This window comes from Mesorhizobium sp. 43Arga, from assembly GCF_053714255.1.
Genome location: NZ_JBSKBO010000007.1, coordinates 287,848 through 307,611, shown reverse-complemented (window position 1 = coordinate 307,611; position 19,764 = coordinate 287,848). Strand labels below are relative to the sequence as shown.

Sequence of the window (19,764 nt, the reverse complement as noted above, 5' to 3'; positions counted from 1 at the left end):
AACCCTCGGCTGCCGCGGCGGGGCTCACGTCCCGCCGCGATTTTAAACGGACCTACTTTCAGGGCTTGATACGACCATGGACACGACAGCCCAGCACGGCACGGTGAAGGAGAGGCCCGCGGCCTCCGCGCCACGCCTGTCGCTGTCCGGCATCTCGAAAAGCTTTCCCGGCGTGCGCGCGCTGCACAATGTCAGCCTGTCGCTCTACCCCGGCCAGGTGACGGCACTGATCGGCGAGAACGGCGCCGGCAAGTCGACGCTGGTCAAAATCATGACCGGCATCTACCAGCCGGATTCGGGCACGATCAGCATTGACGGCCAGGCCGTCACCTTGCCCAGCGCGCATGCCGCCTTCGGCCATGGCGTCACCGCCATCCATCAGGAAACCGTCCTGTTCGACGATCTGAGCGTCGCCGAAAACATCTTTCTCGGCCACGCGCCGCGCACACGGCTAGGCACCATCGACTGGCGCACGATGCGCATGAATGCCCGCGAAGTGCTTGCCACCATGCATGCTGGCCATATCGACGCCGATGCGCGTCTGAAGGACCTCGGCATCGCCAACAAGCACCTGGTCGCGGTGGCGCGCGCCATGTCGATCGACGCGCAGATCGTCATCATGGACGAGCCGACGGCAGCCCTTTCGATGAAGGAGATCGAGGAGCTGTTCCTGCTCATCGAATTCCTCAAGGAGGAAGGCAAGGCGATCCTGTTCATCAGCCACAAGTTCGACGAGATCTACCGGATCGCCGACCGCTACACGGTGTTCCGCGACGGCGAGATGGTCGGCGAAGGCCTGATCAAGGATGCCGGCCAGAGCCAGATCGTGCGCACGATGGTCGGCCGCTCGGTCGATCATATCTTCCCGCAGCGCAAGGCCGAGATCGGCGCGCCGGTGCTGTCGGTCGCCGGCCTGTCGCACCCGACCGAGTTCAACGATGTCCGCTTCGATCTGCACAAGGGCGAAATCCTCGGCTTCTACGGCCTTGTCGGCGCGGGGCGCAGCGAGGTCATGCAGGCGATTTCAGGCATTACCCGTACGTCAGGCGGGACGATCACGCTGGAAGGCAAGGTGATCGCGCCGAAATCGGCGGCGGATTCGATCGAGGCCGGCATCGTCTATGTGCCTGAAGAGCGCGGCAAGCAGGGCGTGGTGATCGGCCTGCCGATCTTCCAGAACGTCTCGCTGCCCTCGCTCAAGCGCACCTCCAAGTCGGGCTTGCTGCGGCTGGCCGAAGAGTTTTCGCTCGCCCGCTCCTACACCGAGCGGCTTGATCTGAGGGCCTCATCGCTCAGTCAGGATGTCGGCACGCTGTCGGGCGGCAATCAGCAGAAGATCGTCATCGCCAAATGGCTGGCGACCGCGCCCAAGGTGATCATCCTGGACGAGCCGACCAAGGGCATCGACATCGGTTCCAAGGCCGCCGTGCACGGCTTCATGGCAGAGCTTGTCGCGCAAGGCCTGTCGGTGATCATGGTGTCATCGGAACTGCCTGAAATTCTCGGCATGTCCGACCGCGTCGTCGTCATGCGCGAGGGGCTCGTCGCGGCGGTCTATGACAATAAGGGGCTGGACGCCGAGACGCTGGTGCGGATGGCGGCGGGGATCGCGGCATGAAGGCCTTGCTCAAATACCGCGAGATCTGGCTGGCCGCGGCCATCATCGTTTTGATCGGCCTGATCTCGACACGCTTCCCGGCCTTTGCCGACCCCGGCAATCTGCGTCAGGTGTTCAACGACACCTCGATCCTGATGATCCTGGCGCTCGGCCAGATGGTGGTCATCCTGACCCGCTCGATCGACCTGTCGATGGCCTCCAATCTCTGCTTCACCGGCATGGTGGTGGCGATGCTGAACGCAGCACACCCGGCGATCCCGATCCCGCTGCTGATCGTCATCGCACTCGCCATCGGGCTGGTGCTCGGCGCTGTCAACGGCCTTCTGGTATGGCGGCTGAACATCCCCTCGATCGTGGTTACTTTGGGCACGCTGACCATCTATCGCGGCGCCACCTTTGTCCTGTCCGGCGGCGCCTGGGTCAATGCCGACAAGATGAGCCCGGAGTTCATCGGCTTCCAGCGCGCCGCCTTCCTCGGCATTCCGGTGCTGTCGTGGATCGCCATACTGGTCATCGCGCTGTTCTTCATCCTGATGACACGCACCGCACTCGGCCGCTCGATCTATGCCATTGGCGTCAACCCGACGGCGTCGGTCTATACCGGCATCGATGTCGGCCGCACGAAATTCATTGTCTTCTGCATCTCCGGCATGATCGGCGGGCTTGCCGGCTACCTCTGGATCTCGCGCTACGTCATCGCCTCGGTCGAAGTCGCCAACGGCTATGAGCTCAACATCATCGCCGCCTGCGTCATTGGCGGCATCTCGATCGCCGGCGGCATCGGCTCGGTCGGCGGCGCGGTGTTGGGCGCGCTGTTCCTCGGCATCATCTCCAACGCGCTGCCGGTCATCAACATCTCACCCTTCTGGCAGATGGCGATTTCAGGCAGCGCCATCATCCTGGCCGTCGTGCTCAACGCGCGCGGCGAACGCCAGCAAGGCCGCATCATCCTGAGAAAGCCGGAGGCGGCATGACCGACATCCCTGCCCCGCGCCACATCCCCGACCGGCTCGACAAGCCGTTTCGCTCGGCGATCTTTTCGTGGGAGGCGCTGCTGGTCGTGGTGGCCGTCGCCATCTTCGCCATCAACAGCTTCGCCTCGCCCTATTTCCTCGATCCCTATTCGCTGTCCGATCTCACCTTTAATTTCACCGAGAAGGGCCTGATCGCCTTCGCCATGGCGTTGCTGATCATTTCGGGCGAGATCGATCTGTCGGTGGCCGCAATAATAGCGCTCGCCTCGACCATGATGGGCATGGCGGTGCAGGCAGGTGCGGGCACGCCGGTGCTGGTGCTGATCGGCATCGTCGTCGGGCTCGGCTGTGGGGCCTTCAACGGGCTGCTGGTGACGCGGCTCGGCCTGCCGTCGATCGTTGTCACCATCGGCACGATGAGCCTGTTTCGCGGCATCGCCTTCATCATCCTCGGCGACCAGGCCTATAAGGGTTATCCCTCGAGCTTCGCCTTCTTCGGCCAGGGCTATCTCTGGTGGGTGGTGTCGTTCGAGCTGGTGCTTTTCCTCATCGCGGCGGTCATCTACTGGTTCCTCCTGCACCGCACGAGCTTCGGCCGCCGCGTCTTCGCCATCGGCAACAATCCGGTCGCGGCGCAGTTTTCCGGCGTGCGCGTCGGGCGTATCAAGTTCATCCTGTTCTGCCTGACCGGGCTGATGTCGGGCATCGCCTCGGTGCTGATCACCTCACGCCTCGGCTCGACACGGCCGTCGATCGCGCAGGGCTATGAGCTGGAAGTCATCACCATGGTGGTGCTCGGCGGCGTCAGCATTCTGGGCGGCGCCGGCAGCATTGTCGGCGTCGTGCTCGCCGCCTTCATCATGGGGCTGGTGACCTTCGGGCTTGGCCTGCTCAACGTGCCCGGCATCGTCATGTCGATCTTCATCGGCCTGCTGTTGATCATCGTTATCGCGCTGCCGATCGTCTGGCGGCGGCTGCGCGGAGGAGGCTGATGCCTGAGAAATACGCGTTCAAGATGAAGCTCAAGCCGGGCATGAAGGCCGAGTACAGGAAGCGCCATGACGAGATCTGGCCGGCGCTGGTCACGCTCTTGAAACAGGCCGGCGTATCCGACTACTCGATCCATCTCGACGAAGAGACCAACATCCTGTTCGGAGTGCTGTGGCGGCGCGACGATCACGGCATGGACGATCTGCCGAAGCATCCAGTGATGCAGCGGTGGTGGGCAGACATGGCCGACATCATGGAAACGAAGCCGGATAATGAGCCGGTGGCCGTGCCGCTGGAAACCGTGTTCCATATGGAATGAGCGCACTTCGCCATATCGCCGTCATCGACATCGGCAAGACCAACGCCAAAGTGGCGCTGGTCGATCTCGCCGCGTTGAGGGAGGTCGCGCTGCGCCGGATGGCCAACGCGCCGGTGCTGCAGGCACCTTACCCGCATCACGATGTCGAGGCGTTGTGGACGTTCATCCTCGACAGCCTTGCCGATCTCAACCGCGAACGCCACATCGATGCCATCTCGATCACCACCCATGGCGCGACGGGTGCGCTGGTCGACGCCGCTGGCGAACTGGTGCTGCCGGTGCTCGACTACGAGTTCGATGGCCCAGACAGGCTGGCGGCGGACTATGACGCGATCCGTCCGCCTTTCGCCGAGACCGGCACGCCGCGCCTGCCGCTAGGCCTCAATCTCGGCGCACAGTTCTTTTGGCAACAGAAGCGCTTTCCGGCAGCGTTCGCGCATGCGGCCGCCATTCTGATGTACCCACAATACTGGGCTTTACGCCTCACTGGGGTTGCCACCAACGAAGTGACGTCGCTTGGTTGTCACACCGATCTGTGGAACCCATGGCATGCTGATTTTTCGTCATTGGTCGATAGCCTGGGTTGGCGCGAGCTGATGGCGCCGGTGCGGCCAGCCAGGGACCGCCTCGGCCCGATCCTGCCAGCGCTTGCCGCCCGACCCCGGCTTGATCCGCAAACGCCGGTGTTCTGCGGCCTGCACGATTCCAACGCCTCGCTGCTGCCGCATCTCCTGTCCGACGCGCCGCCCTTCTCGGTCGTGTCGACCGGGACCTGGGTGGTGTCGATGGCGGTGGGCGGCAGACAGATTGCGCTGGATGCGGCGCGCGATACGCTGGTCAATGTCAATGCGCTGGGCGACCCCGTGCCGTCGGCGCGCTTCATGGGCGGGCGCGAGTTTTCGCTGCTGACTGCGGACAAACCGCAGGATTGTAGCGGCAGCGAAGTGCTCGCGGTGCTGGCGAACAAGACATTGCTTCTGCCTTCGACCCAGCAGGGATCGGGACCCTTCCCGCACCATGCGGCGGCATGGCTTGATGCCGACGGCATCGGCAAGGGAGAGCGGTTCGCCGCCATCTCGTTCTATCTGGCGCTAATGACGGCGACATGCCTCGAGCTGATCGGCGCCGACGGCCCGACCACTGTCGAAGGACCATTCGCCCGCAACCAGCTGTTTGTCGGTATGCTGGCCGCAAGCACAGGCCGCGCCGTCGTCGCCTCCGAAGCCGCCACGGGAACCAGCATCGGCGCGGCGCTGCTGGCGTCCGATCAGGTCACGGCGCATGGCAAAGGCGAGCGAGTGGAACCGCCGACCGACCCGGCCTGGGCAGCCTATGTCAGCGCGTGGCGCGCAGCGGTCGAAGCACGGGGCTGATCACAGGATCCGCTTGCCGAATGCCGACATGACGAAGTTCACGGTGTCAGCGCCGATCCTGGGCTCCATATCCTTAGTCAGGCCCGAAACATCCATCGACAGCAGGCCGCCGGACAGCGCGATCGCCTCCATCGCCTGGTGCGTTTCGCGCACGGTCAGGCCGCCGGAACCGGCCGCCCAGCCGGCGAATTCGGTCGCTGTCGGAGAATAGCTGAGATGAAAGCCTTGCGTGCCCGACGTGGCGATGCGGATCGCCTCATGCATAAGGTCGCGCATGCCCATGGCGTCGATATCGGCCATGGTGAAGGCCGACACGCGTGAACCCTTCAGCACCCGTGCCTCGGCCGGGTCGGCATGGCGCAGGCCGATAATGACGACATTTTCCGGCGACAGTTGCGGCTGCAGCGCGCCGGCCTTGTGATCGAGGCCGAGGGTCCGGGCCAGCACAGAGCCTTCCGGCAGGTCGATGCCCTCTTCGCCTTCCGGCATCAGCGCGGCGATGGAATCGATCCAGATCAGGCCGAAGGAGTGCGTCGCGCGCGCCGTCGCCGTCAGCGCCTTGTGGGCGATGCGGCGATCGGCGCCAGCACTCAGTCGGATCAGCCCGGAGGGCGGCCGCTCAACATCGGCGAGTTCCACGACGTCGAAATTCATCGCCTCCAGCCGGGCACCGGTCCCCTCCTGGGCAAGAATGCCGGCGGCCGCCTGTTCGGCCGAGATCGACACCATCTTGCGGTCGGAAAAATCGGCGACGTCGTGCATCGGGGCCTTTTCGACATATTCCGACGTCATCGCCAGCAGCATGGCGCCGTAGCTCATGCGGAAGGCGACGCGGTCGCCGACGGCGGGGGGCGGGTCGGCGTCCTGCACGTCGAGCAGCAGATGGTCGCTGGAGGCGCCGAGCACCCTGATCCCCTTGGCGATCGGCATCAGCCCTTCGATCAGAACGTCCTCGCGGCCGATATTGGCGATGGCGCGCAGCCTGTCGCCCTCGTCGGGAAAGACCGGCTGGTTGCCGAAAGCGTCGTAGCCGGACTCGCCGATCGGCCGCGACGGCTTCAACTTGACTTCGATGATGTCGCTGGTCAGGCGGCAGGCATCAGGCTCGAGTTCGGCCCATGGCACATCGCGAAAGGTTTCGACGCCGCCTTGCAGGATCGCCTCACCGACCCGGAGATTGTTGATGCCGGTGGGCAGTTTGCCATCGAGGAGCAGCGTCAACGACGACGAGGCGCCGCCGGAGATCCAGTCGAGGCTTTTGCCCGACAGACGCTCGGTCTTGTAGGCGTGGGCGACGAGTTGGCCGAGATTCTCCGGCGTCGGCATGATCGCACCGAAACAGCCGAGATTGGTGCCGATGCCGGCGACGCGCACGCCCTTGAACTCGAGGATCCGCTCGACGGTGGGGATCAGGTCGCTCGGCCAGATGCCTTCGCGTAGGTCCCCGAGATCGATCATCAGCATGATGTCGTGGACGCGGCCCATGCGCTCGGCGATGCGCGAGATCTCGCGGATGGTGCCGAGTTCCGATTGCAGGCTGATGTCGACGGTGCGCACCACCTCCTCAATGCGCGCCATGGGTGGACTGCGTAGCAGCATGATCGGCGCGTTGATGCCGCTGTCGCGCAGCCGGCGGATGTTTTCGAAGCGCGATTCGGCAATGCCGGCGACGCCGCCGCGCAGCATGGCGCGCGCCACTTGCGGCATGCCGCACATGCCCTTGGTGACACCGAACACCTTGATGCCGGACAAAGCGCAGCGCTCGACGATGGTGCGGGCGTTCCGCTCGATACGGCCAAGGTCGATGGCGACTTGCGGGCCGGGCATTTTTTACTCAGAGTGTAGAAGCTGTCATGCGGTCAAACATAGCGTAGTTGGTGTTCCCAATGCAGGAAGCCAGAGCAATTGTATGTGGCCACGTCTTTCGATCGGAGAGACCTGCGACATTGGTCATTCGTCATTCCGACGGCGAGTGGCAACTGACGTGCGGCGAGCATGATCATCCTGCGGACTGTGGAGATTTTGAAGTCGTCGGTCTCAGCCATCTGACCGACAGACAAGACAAATCTGGCGCAGGTTGGCGAACTTGAATGCGGCTGGCTTGCCGAATGGGAACAAGGTGAATGGACCCGGTGCCGACACGACGATTAATTCTCCGTCAATTGGTGTAGACCAACCCTTGCGGATCGATCTCCGGCTTGCGGCCGGCGACGAGGTCGGCCAGGAACTTGCCCGAGCCGCAGGCCATGGTCCAGCCGACATGGCCGTGGCCGGTGTCGAGATAGAGGTTCTTGTAGCGTGCCTGGCCTATGACCGGCACGGAGCCCGGCATCATTGGCCTGAGGCCCGCCCAGAGCTCCGCCTTCTTCTCGTCGAAGGCGCCGGGGAAAAGATCCCTGGCGGTCCTGAACATGGTGGCAAAGTCGCTTGGCTTATGGGTTCGGTCGAAGCCGGTGAATTCGGCGGTCGAAGCCAGCCGCAACCGGTTGCCTAGCCTCGAATAGGCCATCAGCTGGTCCTCGTCGGCGCCGCCCATGGTCGGCCCCTTGCTCTCGTCTTCCAGCGGAATGGTCGCGGTATAGCCCTTCACCGGATAGACGGGCAGGTCGATGCCGTAGCGGCGGCCGAGCAGGCCGCTTTCCGGCCCCATCGAGATGACGACGGCGTCACCCGTCACCGGTCCGGCCGAGGTCATCACCGCCCGCACGCGGTCGCCTTCTATGTCGAGACCCTCGACCGTCGTGCCGTAGAGGAATTTCACGCCAAGGTTTTCGGCGGCATGGGCGGCGAGCTTTTCCACGAACTGCCGGGAATCGCCGGTCTGGTCGATCGGCGAATAGACGCCGCCGGCGATCTTTTCCTTCACCCCGGCAAGGCCCGGCTCGAGCTCGACCAGCCGGTCGCGGCCGACAATCTCGATCGGCAGGCCGTGTTCGGCCAGATAGCGGTAATTGTCGGTGCCGGTGTCGAGACTGTGGTGCGAGCGGAAGAAATAGAGGATGCCTTTCTTGCGCTCGTCATAGTGGATGCCGGTGTCGGCCGAGACGGCGTTGATGCAGTCGCGCGAATAGAGCGCCAGGCGCAGCTTGACCTGGCTGTTGGCGCGCAGGCGGGCCACCGTGCATTGGCGCAGGAAACGCAGACTCCAGGCGAGGAAATAGGGATCGAAGCGCAGCCTGACCTTGATCCCGAGATCATGATTGTAGAGCCCGCGCAAAAACGTCTTCAGCGCCGCCGGCGAGGCCCAGGCGGTGGCGTCGCCTGGAGAAACCAGGCCGGCGTTGGACTGGCTGGTGCCGCGCGCGGGCGCAGCATGGCGCTCGATCACGGTGACCTCGTGGCCGTCAGCGGCCAGGTAATAGGCCGCAGCCGTACCGACAACGCCGGCGCCGAGCACCGTTATCTTCATGCCATCCCCCAAAGGTCTTCGCGACGCAGCGCCTCCACGCCGGGTCGCGACTGCTTCCATAGCGCGTCACCGCGCGCCTTGCGAGCCCTGAGGGTTGGCTCAGCCGCGGGCGGAGTTCTTGCTGGTCAGGATGCGTTCCCAGGCGAGCGCGTCGGCAACGATCTGGTCGAGATCGTCGCGCTGCGGCGTCCAGCCGAGTTCCGCCCGGGCAAGGTCCGAATTGGCAACCACCGCAGCGGCATCGCCAGGACGCCGGTCGCCCATCTTCACCTCGAAATCGCGGCCAAAGGCGCGCCGAACGCTCTCAATAACCTCAAGCACCGAATAACCATGGCTGTAGCCGCAATTGGCGACGAGGCTCTGTCCCCCGGCGCGCAGCCGCTGCAGGGCAAGACGATGCGCGGCTGCCAGGTCGCTGACATGGATATAGTCGCGCATGCAGGTGCCGTCCGGCGTCGGGTAATCGGTGCCGAACACCTGCATGAAAGGCCGCTTGCCGAGCGCGGTCTCGCAGGCGACCTTGATGAGATGCGTGGCGCCCGGCGTCGACTGGCCGGTGCGGCCTTTGGGATCGGCACCGGCGACGTTGAAATAGCGCAGCGCCGTGTAGCGGATGTCGTGCGCGAGGCCGGCATCGCGCAACATCCACTCGCTCATCAGCTTGGACAGGCCATAGGGCGATTCCGGCGCCAGGCGGGCATCCTCGCGCACCGGCTCCAGCCCCGCGCCGCCATAGACGGCGGCGGTCGAGGAAAAGATGAAATGTGGTACACCCTCGCGGACCGCGGTTTCGATCAGCGTGCGGGTCTTTGAGGTGTTGTTCTCGTAGTAGGCGAGCGGGTCGGCGACCGATTCGGGGACGACGATGGAACCGGCGAAATGGATGATCGCGTCGACGTGATCGTCTCTGATGATCGAACCGACCAATTCCTTGTCGGCGACATCACCGACGACGAGCTTTGCCTCCGGCGCCACCGCCCATTCGAAACCGGTGGAAAGGCGGTCGAGCACCACCACGCTTTCGCCCGCATCCAGCAATTCCCAGACCATGTGGCTGCCGATATAGCCGGCACCGCCTGTCACCAAAACCGTCATCCGCATCCTCGCATCTCAAGATTTATCGGAAACTGTCTCAAACACCGCCTTACTGGAAAGCCTGCCGCATGGCCATTAGAACCCTTGGTAACCGGCGTTCACCAAATGTGGCATCGTGCTGAAACAAAAGTGATCCACAGTGTGTGTCGTGGAGTGGGAATAGGCCACGATCCGCCATCGTTAGGAACAGGTGCGGGGCGTGGCATTTTGACCAAAACGGCCCGGTGGACGACCAATAGGCCAATGATTATGATCCCGCGCAAAATTGGGAAGACGATATGAACTACCAGCGGTTCTTCGAAGAAGCGATCGACCAGCTCCACGCGGAGCGTCGCTATCGTGTCTTCGCCGACCTCGAGCGCATCGCGGGCAAGTTTCCGCGCGCCATATGGCGCTCTAATGGCCGCGCCGAGGAAATTACCGTCTGGTGCTCCAACGACTATCTCGGCATGGGCCAGCACCCGGACGTTATCGCCGCGTTCCAGGATGCGGCCGGCAAGATGGGCTCGGGCGCCGGCGGCACCCGCAACATTTCCGGCACCTCCAACCCGCTGGTCGAGCTCGAGCATGAACTGGCCGACCTGCACGGCAAGGACGCGGCCCTGGTCTTCACCTCCGGCTTCGTCTCCAACGAAGCCTCGATCTCGACGATCGCGCGGCTTTTGCCCAACTGCCTGATCATCTCGGACGAACTGAACCACGCCTCGATGATCGAAGGCGTGCGGCGCTCCGGCGCCGAGAAGAAGATCTTCCGCCACAATGACGTCGCGCATCTGGAAAGCCTGCTTCAGGCGGCGGGGCGCGAACGCGCCAAGCTGATCGTCTTCGAAAGCGTCTATTCGATGGATGGCGACATCGCGCCGATCCGGGAGATCGTCGAACTCGCCGAGCGCTACAATGCCATGACCTATATCGACGAGGTCCATGCTGTCGGCATGTACGGTCCGCGCGGCGGCGGCATCACCGAGCGCGAGGGCCTGGCCGACCGCATCGACATCATCGAAGGCACGCTCGCCAAGGCGTTCGGCACGCTGGGCGGCTACATCACCGGCACCAGTGCGGTGATCGACGCGGTGCGCTCCTATGCGCCGGGCTTCATCTTCACCACGGCGCTGCCGCCGGCGATCGCCGCCGCGGCCACCACCTCGATCCGCCATCTCAAGCACTCGCAGGCCGAGCGTGACGCCCAGCAGCGGCAGGCAGCGCGGACCAAGCAGATCCTGTCGGCGGCCGGCCTGCCGGTGATGGACTCGCCAACTCATATCGTGCCGGTCCTGGTCGGCGATCCGGAGCTCTGCAAGATGGCCAGCGACCGCCTGCTCGGCGTGCACGGCATCTACATCCAGCCGATCAACTACCCGACCGTGCCGCGCGGCACCGAGCGGCTGCGCATCACGCCGACGCCGTTCCATTCCGATGCGCTGATCGCTGGACTACAGGACGCGCTGGTCGAGACATGGGACGCCCTCGGCATCCCCTATGGCGCGGCAGGACGACCCGCCGTGGCCAAGAGCGACCGGATCGTTCCGCTGCTGGTACCCAAGTCAGGCGGCTGAAACGCGGCTCGACTGCCAGTCGACGCGGGCTGGCTAAATAGTTTTCATCCATTTCGCCAGCCGGTGCGCGGCTTCCTCGACCTGGTCGAGGCGGCGGTGGAAGCATAGCCGTAGGAAGGCTTCGCCGCCGGGACCGAAGGCGGTGCCGGGCGCCAGGCCGACATTGGCCTTGTCGACGATGTCGAAGGCGGCGGTGCGGGAATCGGTGATGCCGTCGACAGTGAAGAACAGGTAGAACGCGCCCTGCGGCACGGTAAAGCCAGCGCGGCCGGTGGCGCCGAGAATGCCGCAGACCAGGTCGCGCGCCTTCCTCGCCCGCTCGACCTGCTCGGCGACGAAACCATCGCCCTCGTCAAGGGCCGCGACCGCGCCGCGCTGCATGAACTGGGCAACGCCGGAATTCGAGTATTGGATCAGGTTCTCGAACACCTGCTGCAGGCTCGGATGCGTCTTGATCCAGCCGACGCGCCAGCCGGTCATCGCCCAGTTCTTGGAAAAGGAGTTGACGAACAGAATGCGGTCTTCCTCCGTCGCGATGTCGAGGAAGGACGGCGCGCGGCCGTGGCCATAGTGGAACAGCGAATAGATCTCGTCGGCGATGATCCAGACGTTCCTGGCGCGCGCGAGGTCGAGGATCGCTTGCAAGGTCTCGTGATCGGCGGTCCAGCCGGTCGGGTTCGACGGCGTGTTGATGAACAGCGCCTTGGTGCGCGGCGTGATCGCCGCGGCGATCTTCTCGACGTCGCAAGACCAGCCATTGCCGGAATGATCGAGCGTGACCGGCACCGGAACGGCTCCCGACAGGGCGGCGGCAGCGTCGAAATTCGGCCAGGCGGGCGACAGATAGATCACCTCGTCGCCGGCGCCGGCGAGCGCGGTAAGCGACATCTGGATGGCATGCATGCCGGATCCGGTGACGATGAATTGTTCCTCCGGGAAGGTCTTGCCGAAGTGCCTGGCGTAGTAGCGTGCCAGCGCCTGCCTTAGATCGGGGATGCCCCTCTGCCAGGTGTAGAACGTCTCGCCGCCGGCCAGCGCCTTCGACGCGGCATCGGTGATGAAGGCGGGTGTCGGCAGGTCGCCCTCGCCGGCCCAGAGCGGGATCAAGCCCTCGCGCAGGCGGCCGTAGTTGACGACGGCGACAATGCCACTTTCCGGTGCGGCGCGGGCTTCAGCGCGAAAGCTATCGATCAGACTCATGGACAGATCCGTTTTCCTTTAGAGCAGTTCACCGTTTCACGGAAACGGCAAACCGCTCTAACTCTTTGTTTTAACGCAATTCCGGACGGAAAACCGTTTCACACTTTTCCTGGAATTGCTCTAGGCTTGCCGCTCTTTAGCAGATACGAAAACAGAAAACCCCAGCCGCGAACGACCGGGGTTTTGGTCCAGCAATGGCTGGCTGAATTACCGCTTGGCGAGCAGATCGCGGATTTCGGTGAGCAGCGCGACATCGGCGGGCGGCGGCGCAGCGGGTGCCGCCGGCTTTTCTGCCTCAAGCCGCTTGCGCAAATTGTTCACCGCCTTGACCATCAGGAAAATGATGAAGGCGAGGATGAGAAAGTTCAGCACCGCGGTGATGAAGCTGCCATAGGCAAAAACAGCGCCTTGTTTCTTGGCCTCGGCGAGGGAGGTGGCGTTGACGGCCGAGGACAGTCCTACGTAATAGTTATTGAAGTCCAGTCCGCCGAAGATCGCACCGACGATCGGCATGATGACGTCGTCGACGAGCGAAGTGACGATCTTGCCGAAGGCAGCGCCGATGATGACGCCGACGGCCAAGTCCATCACATTGCCCTTGGAAATGAATTCCTGGAATTCTTTCAGCATTCCACCCTCCGTGTCATGACCGGCCGCGCTGCCGTTCCGTCCTTGCGGCATCGACCCGGCGACAACATAACAAAAACCTGAAGTTGCAACATGGGCAAAAAGGAGAAAGCAACCGCTTTCTCCCTCCCTTGCGTTAACCTGCAGAAATCATGCGCTTCATGCGCCCAAAGCCGCAATGGACTCCGGCGCCAAGCTGTGATTGCGTTCGGACAAGCCGGATAAAAAGACGGCAAAGGAGGAAATTCCAGGCGTGCAGGGCTTGTTCATCGTCATCATCGCGATCGCCTATGTGACGCTGCTGTTCGCCATCGCCAGCCTGGGCGACCGCCGCTCGGCCGTCTCCGGGCCGGGCCGGGCACGGCCGTTCATCTACGCGCTGAGCCTGGCCATCTACTGCACCTCGTGGACCTTCTTCGGCTCGGTCGGGCTCTCCTCCGAGCGCGGCCTCGAATTCCTCGGCATCTATACCGGCCCGGTGCTGGTGTTCGTGTTCGGCTTTCCGCTGCTCAACCGCATCGTGCGGCTGGCCAAGACCGAGAAGATCACCTCGATCGCCGACTTCCTCGGCGCGCGCTACGGCAAGAGCTTCACCGTCGCGGCGATCGCCACGCTGATCGCCACCATCGGGGCGGTGCCCTATATCGCGCTGCAGCTGAAGGCGATTTCCGGCTCGGTCAGCCTGATGGTCGAGCACTATACGGGATCGCCGCCCTCCTTCGATCCGTTCGTCAGTGATATCTCGCTGGTCGTCGCCATGCTGCTAGCGCTGTTTGCCGTGCTGTTCGGCACCCGCCATGCCGACGCCACCGAGCACCAGGACGGTCTGGTGCTGGCGGTGGCGGTCGAAACCGTGGTCAAGCTCGCCGCCTTCCTGGCGATCGGCCTGATGGTCACCTTCCTGATCTTCGGCGGCCCGGGCGACATGTTCGCCAAGCTGGCGCAGAACGCACAAGTGCGCCAGGCGATGGGCTACAACACCTCGCTAGCCACCTGGCTGGTGCTGACCAGCTTGAGCGGCTTTGCCATCGTCATGCTGCCGCGGCAGTTCTACGTCACCATCGTCGAGAACCGCGGCGAGGCCGAACTGCGCACCGCGACCTGGGTGTTTCCGCTCTATCTGGTGGCGATCAACCTGTTCGTGCTGCCGATCGCCTTTGCCGGCTTGTCGCTGGTCGGCACCGGCACCAGCAGCGATCTCTACGTGCTGTCGCTGCCCCTGTTCAGCGGCCATGATGTGCTGGCCATGGCGGCCTTCATCGGCGGGCTTTCGGCGGCAACGGCCATGGTGATCGTCGAAAGCGTGGCGCTGTCGATCATGATCTCCAACGACCTCGTCATTCCGCTGTTCGTGCGCCGCCTGCTCAAGACCTCGACCTCCGAGAACGAGGACTGGTCGACGCTCATTCTCAATGTGCGACGCGGGGCGATCTTCATCCTGTTGTTTATCGCGTTCCTCTACTATCGCGAGAGCACCAACTCAGCGCGGCTGTCGTCGATCGGGCTGATGTCCTTCGCGGCCATCGCGCAGTTCGCGCCGGCGCTGATCGGCGGGCTGATCTGGCGCGGCGCCAATGGCAGGGGTGCCGCGCTCGGCATGGTCGCTGGCATCATCGTCTGGGGCTACACACTGCTCCTGCCCTCGCTTGTCGCGCCCGACACTGACATCGTCGTGCACGGGCTCTTCGGCTTCGAGGCGCTGCGCCCGCAAGCCCTGTTCGGTACGGTGGCCGAGCCGCTGAACCACGGCGTGTTGTGGAGCCTGTCGATCAACACGCTGTTCTTCGTGCTTGGCTCGCTGTCGCGCGCGTCGGTGCCGCTGGAGCGCATCCAGGCATCGATCTTCGTGCCAAGGGATGCCGGCCCGATGCCGAGCCTGCGCCGCTTCCGCACGGCCATCACCGTCAACGACCTCAAGGACACGATCGCGCGCTACCTCGGCGTCGAGCGCACCGAGCGCTCCTTCCAGTCGTTCGAGAAGACCAATGGCGCCTCGCTGCACGGCAAGGAGCAGGCGAGCATGGACGTCATCCGCTTCTCCGAGCAGCTTTTGGCCAGCGCCGTCGGCTCCTCCTCGGCGCGGCTGATCCTGTCGCTGCTGTTCCGGCGCCATGACCGCGAATCCCGGGATGCCTTCCGTCTGCTCGACGACGCCACCGAGGCGCTGCAGCACAACCGCGACCTGTTGCAGATCGCGCTCGACCAGATGGAGCAAGGCATCACCGTCTTCGACCGCGATTTCCGGCTGATCTGCTGGAACCGCCAGTACCGGGCGCTGTTCGACCTGCCCGACGAGATGGGCCAGGTCGGCGTCTCGCTCGATCAGATCCTGCGTCATCTCGCCGAGCGCGGCGACATCCCCGCCGACCAGCGGGTGACGATGCTCAACCGGCTGACCAGCTTCGTCAGCCCCTGGCAGATGGAGCTGAAGACCAGCGGCCGCATCCTGGAACTGCGCTCCAATGAGATGCCGGATGGCGGCATCGTCGCCACTTATGCCGACATTTCCGGACGCGTAGAGCAGGATCTGGCGCTGAAGCGCGCCAATGAATCGCTGGAGCAGCGCGTGAAAACCCGCACCATCGAGCTGACTGGGGTCAACGAGGAGTTGACCCGGGTCAATGAGGAACTGGCGCAGGCGCAGATGCTGGCCGAGGAGGCCAATCTCGGCAAGACGCGCTTCCTCGCCGCCGCCGGCCACGACATCCTGCAGCCGCTGAACGCCGCCCGGCTCTATTGCTCGTCGCTGATCGAGAAGGCCGGCAAGGGACCGGCCGGCAAGGCGGCGGTCAATATCGAATCCTCGCTGGAATCGGTCGAGACGATTCTCGGCGCCGTGCTTGACATTTCGCGCCTCGATGCCGGCGCGATGAAGCCGGACGATACCGCCTTCAACCTCGACGGGCTGCTGCGTCAGATCGGCAATGACTTCCGGCCCATGGCGGCAGAGAAAAAGCTCGGCCTGACGATCATGCCGTCTTCATTGACGGTGGTGACCGATCGCAATCTGTTGCGCCGGCTGATCCAGAACCTCGTTTCCAACGCCATCAAATACACGCGCAGGGGCCGCATCCTGGTCGGCGTGCGGCGGCGCGGCGACCTGGCGGAGATCCAGGTGATCGATACCGGCATCGGCATTGCCGGCGAGAAGCTGAATACGGTCTTCCATGAGTTCACCCGGCTCGATGAAGGCGCGCGCGAAGCCGAAGGTCTCGGCCTTGGCCTCTCCATCGTCGACCGCATCGCCCGGGTGCTGCGCCTGGAAATCCGCATCTTCTCCAATCCGGGCAAGGGCACGCGCTTTTCCGTCATCCTGCCGGTCGCGGCGGTGCAGGAGCCGCGACGCGAGGTCGAAACCAAGGCTCCCGCGCGTGCCGCGGCTTCGCTCGCCGGGCTGCATGTGCTCTGTATCGACAATGATGCCCGCATCCTCGAGGGCATGCAGCTGTTGCTCGAAGGCTGGGGATGCAAGGTCGACACAGTGTCCGGCTCACGGGATCTAGAGAACGCCGCGCCACACCGCCCTGATATCGTGCTTGCCGACTATCATCTCGACGGCGAAACCGGCCTGGACATCATCGCCCGACTGCGTGCGACCCATGGCGACGACCTGGCCGCCGTGCTGGTCACCGCCGACCGGTCCAACGAGGTGCGGGCGGCGGCAGCCGGGCTCGACATTGCGGTGATCAACAAGCCGCTGAAACCGGCGGTGCTGCGCTCGATGATGGCCAGGGTCAGGCCGCTGGCATCGGCGGCAGAATGACGCCAACAGGGCGGCCGGCTGGCGATCTCAGGCCCTGTGCCCCAGGCTCCTGAGGTAGGCGCTGAACATATCGGCTATCGCGTCGGAATAGGTCTCGATCTCCGCCGGCGTTCGCGGACTTGCCGAAAAATCCCGTCCCGCCGCACTGAGCATCGTCATGACCAGTTCGCCGGCCAGGGCTCGGGTGGCATCCGCGGCCTCGGGCAGTGTCTCCTGCATGAATATCTCGACCGTGCGCTCCGCCGAAGCCCTCGCCTCTTGTGCCTCGGGCGCGTCTCGATAAAGCGGCGCCGCGTCGTCGAGCGCGCCACGCACTGCCGCTTCTTCACATTCCGAGCGGACAAAGGCATGCACCAGGATGCGCAGCCGTTCGAGAGGCGGCTTCTCGACCTCCTGGAGAATACGGCACAGCAGGTCGGTCGTTTGCTGCCATTCGTCGCTCTGCAGGCGGAACAGAAGTGCCGCCTTATTGGGGAAATACTGATAGAGCGAGCCGACGCTCACCCCGGCCTTTTCCGCCACGCGCGTGGTGGTGAAACGCTGCGCGCCTTCTTTCTCCAAAACCTGAACAGCGGCTTGCAAAATCGCCGCGACAAGGTCCGTGGCGCGAGCCTGTTTGGGCTGTTTTCGTGAGGAAATCAAAGGGCTTGAGCGTCCAGTCATGTCTCGGCTCGGCAATGCGAATTGGAAACCTGAAGGATTATTCGTATTTTTCGGCACAACACAAGGACGCAGCCATTTCGACCGGAGACTTCCATGACGACGCTGACCGATGCCCCGCTGGCTTCCCTGCTCGCCCGCCTGTACGAAGAAGCCAATGCCGCGACCAGTCCGGCGGTGGCCGCACTCTCGCATGAGGAGCGGGCGCGCCTGCTCAACAGCAAGACCGAATATGTCGATTTCTATGGACGGCTGAAGGACCTCTGGCTGGCGATCTCGCCGGAGACCGGCACGCTGCTCTACATGCTGGCGCGCAGCAGCGGCGCGCGCATCATCATCGAGTTCGGCACCTCGTTCGGCATCTCGAGCTCTATCTTGCGGCAGCGCTGCGCGACAATGGCGGCGGCCGCCTGATCACCACCGAATTCGAGCCGTCCAAGGTGATGCGGGCCAAGGCCAATCTGACCGAGGGCGGCCTCATCGATCTGGTGGAGATCCGGGAGGGCGACGCGCTTGAAACGCTGAGCGCCGATCTGCCCGAGACCATCGACCTTTTGCTGCTCGACGGCGCCAAGGCGATCTATCCGGAGATCCTCAGCCTGGTCGAGAGCCGGCTCAGGCCAGGCGCGCTGGTCATCGCCGACAATGCCGATTTCTCGCCCGAATATCTGGAACGGGTGCGCTCACCGGCATCGGGCTACATGTCCACGCGGTTCGGTGAGGACGTCGAACTGTCCGTGCGGCTCGGCTGAACAGTCCCATCGCCGCAGGGCGTTCAACCACGCGGCTCAAACCTCCATGTCGCTCCGGGCGACCGTAGGCGTTTACGTCAACCAACGCGCAAACCCCGGGCCGTCGACGGTAGTCGGGCCTTCATGCGCAGGTGACGCCATGATCAACACGCTTCCTTCCTCCTGGCGCGCGGCCCCGCGCCCAGCCCTTTTGGGGCTTCTGCTCTTCTTCTGCGCGGGTTTCGCCGATGGCGCGCTGATGCCTTTCTTTCCGCTCTGGGCGAGCAGCGAGGCGGGCATTCCCGTTGGCGCGATCGGCCTGCTGTTCGGCTGCTATGCCGGCGGCGAGCTGCTGGCGGCGCCGCTGATCGGCGGCATCGCCGACCGGATCGGCCGGCGGCCGGTGCTGATCGCCTCGTCCCTTGGCGTCGGGGCGGGCTTCCTGGCCCTGTTCTTCGTGCATGGCGTCGCTGCTACCGCGATCGTCCTGCTTGCGACCGGCATGTGCGAATCGGTGCTTCATCCGACGATTTTGACCGCGATCGCCGACGTGACCCCGCCATCCGCCCATCCGCGCTGGTTCAGCCTGGCGCGCGTGAGTTCATGCGCCGGGCAGATTCTCGGGCCGGCCTGTGGCGCCCTGCTGGCGCTCGTGTCGCTGCACAGCGTGTTTCTCGCCGGCGGCACGATGCTTGTGCTGGGCGGCATCGTGATGCTCTTCGCCCTGAACGAGACGAGCGGCATTGGCCGCGTCACGGGCGACGATCATCCCGACTGCGAGGACGATGAAGAGGAGGGCCTGTCCGCGCTGCTGCCAGCGTTCCGCGACGGCCGGCTGGCGAAGCTGCTGCTTTGGGTCGTTCTGTTCGAGGTCGCCGGCAACTGGATCGAGGCGGTGATCCCGCTCTACGCGCAAGATGCCGGGACGCTGACGCCATCCGGCGTCGGCGCGCTGTTCGCCTATGCCGCCGCCCTGACGGTCGGCCTGCAGATGCTGGTCAGCCGCGTGGTCGAGTCACGATCGGCGCTGTGGCTGACGGTCGGTGCCGGCCTGGCGACGATCCTCGCCTTTGCGCTGCTGGCCGCCTCGCCGGCGATGGTGACACTGATCGGAGCCGTCAGCCTGTGCTCGATCGCGCAGATGCTGGTCGGGCCGCTGGTACCGACCGCCGTCAACGCGCTGGCGCCGCCCGCACGGCGCGCCGCCTACATGGCGGCCTCATCGGTGGCGGTCGACCTCAAGGACTCGCTGGGGCCTTCGATCGGCACCGCGCTCTACGCGCTGGCGCCGCGCCTGCCCTGGATCGCCGGCATTCCGCTGGTGGTGATCGCATCGCTCGGCCTTGGTACCGCTATCGGCCGGGCGCGGCGCCCTTCGCGGCCGACCGAGGATGATGCCGCGTCGCAACTGGGCGCAGCCGTCGAAAACTATCGCTGAGATATTTCGTC

General features: G+C 64.4%; 14 protein-coding genes and 1 pseudogene. 9 read left to right on the top strand and 6 right to left on the bottom strand.

The annotated features are described in order from the left end of the window. Positions 1-76: 76 nt before the first annotated feature. The 5 genes from ACWGS8_RS24395 to ACWGS8_RS24375 are packed head-to-tail and all read left to right on the top strand — an operon-like array spanning position 77 to position 5,274. Positions 77-1,618 carry a sugar ABC transporter ATP-binding protein gene (locus ACWGS8_RS24395; protein WP_454583298.1) on the top strand — a complete coding sequence of 514 codons (1,542 nt, stop codon included), beginning with the start codon at positions 77-79 and terminating at the stop codon, positions 1,616-1,618. Next, positions 1,615-2,592 (top strand): ABC transporter permease, encoded by a 978-nt coding sequence (locus ACWGS8_RS24390; RefSeq protein WP_454583297.1) that lies wholly within the window; start codon positions 1,615-1,617, stop codon positions 2,590-2,592. Before ACWGS8_RS24395 ends, ACWGS8_RS24390 begins: the two co-directional genes overlap by 4 nt. Next, the gene (locus ACWGS8_RS24385; protein ID WP_454583296.1) at positions 2,589-3,584 is read left to right on the top strand and encodes an ABC transporter permease; all 996 of its coding nucleotides are present in this window, start codon (positions 2,589-2,591) and stop codon (positions 3,582-3,584) included. Before ACWGS8_RS24390 ends, ACWGS8_RS24385 begins: the two co-directional genes overlap by 4 nt. Next, positions 3,584-3,901 (top strand): L-rhamnose mutarotase, encoded by a 318-nt coding sequence (gene rhaM, locus ACWGS8_RS24380; RefSeq protein WP_454583295.1) that lies wholly within the window; start codon positions 3,584-3,586, stop codon positions 3,899-3,901. Before ACWGS8_RS24385 ends, rhaM begins: the two co-directional genes overlap by 1 nt. Beyond that, on the top strand, positions 3,898-5,274 hold the full coding sequence (locus tag ACWGS8_RS24375) for an FGGY-family carbohydrate kinase (RefSeq protein WP_454583294.1): 1,377 nt from the start codon (positions 3,898-3,900) through the stop codon (positions 5,272-5,274). The genes rhaM and ACWGS8_RS24375 overlap by 4 nt, the downstream gene beginning before the upstream one ends. Here ACWGS8_RS24375 and ACWGS8_RS24370 read toward each other — a convergent pair whose 3' ends face one another. The 3 genes from ACWGS8_RS24370 to galE all read right to left on the bottom strand — a co-directional run bounded on the left by ACWGS8_RS24370 (position 5,275) and on the right by galE (position 9,778). Further along, on the bottom strand, positions 5,275-7,101 hold the full coding sequence (locus ACWGS8_RS24370; RefSeq protein ID WP_454583293.1) for an alanine racemase: 1,827 nt from the start codon (positions 7,099-7,101) through the stop codon (positions 5,275-5,277). It lies immediately after the preceding gene. A gap of 331 nt (positions 7,102-7,432) precedes the next feature. Further along, the gene (locus ACWGS8_RS24365) at positions 7,433-8,683 is read right to left on the bottom strand and encodes a D-amino acid dehydrogenase (protein WP_454583292.1); all 1,251 of its coding nucleotides are present in this window, start codon (positions 8,681-8,683) and stop codon (positions 7,433-7,435) included. A 99-nt stretch (positions 8,684-8,782) separates the two neighbouring features. After that, a complete protein-coding gene (gene galE, locus ACWGS8_RS24360) occupies positions 8,783-9,778 on the bottom strand; it encodes a UDP-glucose 4-epimerase GalE (protein ID WP_454583291.1) in 996 nt (331 codons plus the stop codon). Between the two features lie 278 nt (positions 9,779-10,056). On the opposite strand from galE, the gene hemA reads away from it, so the two are divergent. Next, on the top strand, positions 10,057-11,334 hold the full coding sequence (hemA, locus tag ACWGS8_RS24355) for a 5-aminolevulinate synthase (RefSeq protein WP_454583290.1): 1,278 nt from the start codon (positions 10,057-10,059) through the stop codon (positions 11,332-11,334). 33 nt (positions 11,335-11,367) lie between these two features. On the opposite strand, the gene ACWGS8_RS24350 is transcribed toward hemA, so the two are convergent. Together ACWGS8_RS24350 and mscL are read right to left on the bottom strand one after the other, a co-directional pair. Beyond that, positions 11,368-12,534, bottom strand: a complete 1,167-nt coding sequence (locus tag ACWGS8_RS24350) for a pyridoxal phosphate-dependent aminotransferase (RefSeq protein WP_454583289.1) — start codon at positions 12,532-12,534, stop codon at positions 11,368-11,370. 207 nt (positions 12,535-12,741) lie between these two features. Continuing rightward, a complete protein-coding gene (mscL, locus tag ACWGS8_RS24345) occupies positions 12,742-13,164 on the bottom strand; it encodes a large conductance mechanosensitive channel protein MscL (protein ID WP_454583288.1) in 423 nt (140 codons plus the stop codon). Between the two features lie 250 nt (positions 13,165-13,414). Between mscL and ACWGS8_RS24340 the strand changes: the two genes are divergently transcribed. Next, the gene (locus ACWGS8_RS24340) at positions 13,415-16,924 is read left to right on the top strand and encodes a PAS domain-containing hybrid sensor histidine kinase/response regulator (protein ID WP_454583287.1); all 3,510 of its coding nucleotides are present in this window, start codon (positions 13,415-13,417) and stop codon (positions 16,922-16,924) included. Positions 16,925-16,951: 27 nt separating this feature from the next. Here the strand turns inward: ACWGS8_RS24340 and ACWGS8_RS24335 are convergent, their stop codons facing one another. Beyond that, positions 16,952-17,587, bottom strand: a complete 636-nt coding sequence (locus ACWGS8_RS24335; protein WP_454583342.1) for a TetR family transcriptional regulator — start codon at positions 17,585-17,587, stop codon at positions 16,952-16,954. Positions 17,588-17,680: 93 nt separating this feature from the next. Between ACWGS8_RS24335 and ACWGS8_RS24330 the strand changes: the two are divergent. Next, a pseudogene (locus ACWGS8_RS24330) lies at positions 17,681-18,336 on the top strand (O-methyltransferase). 139 nt (positions 18,337-18,475) lie between these two features. Continuing rightward, complete coding sequence (locus ACWGS8_RS24325; protein ID WP_454583286.1) at positions 18,476-19,753, top strand: MDR family MFS transporter; 1,278 nt, start codon at positions 18,476-18,478, stop codon at positions 19,751-19,753. Positions 19,754-19,764 lie beyond the last annotated feature (11 nt).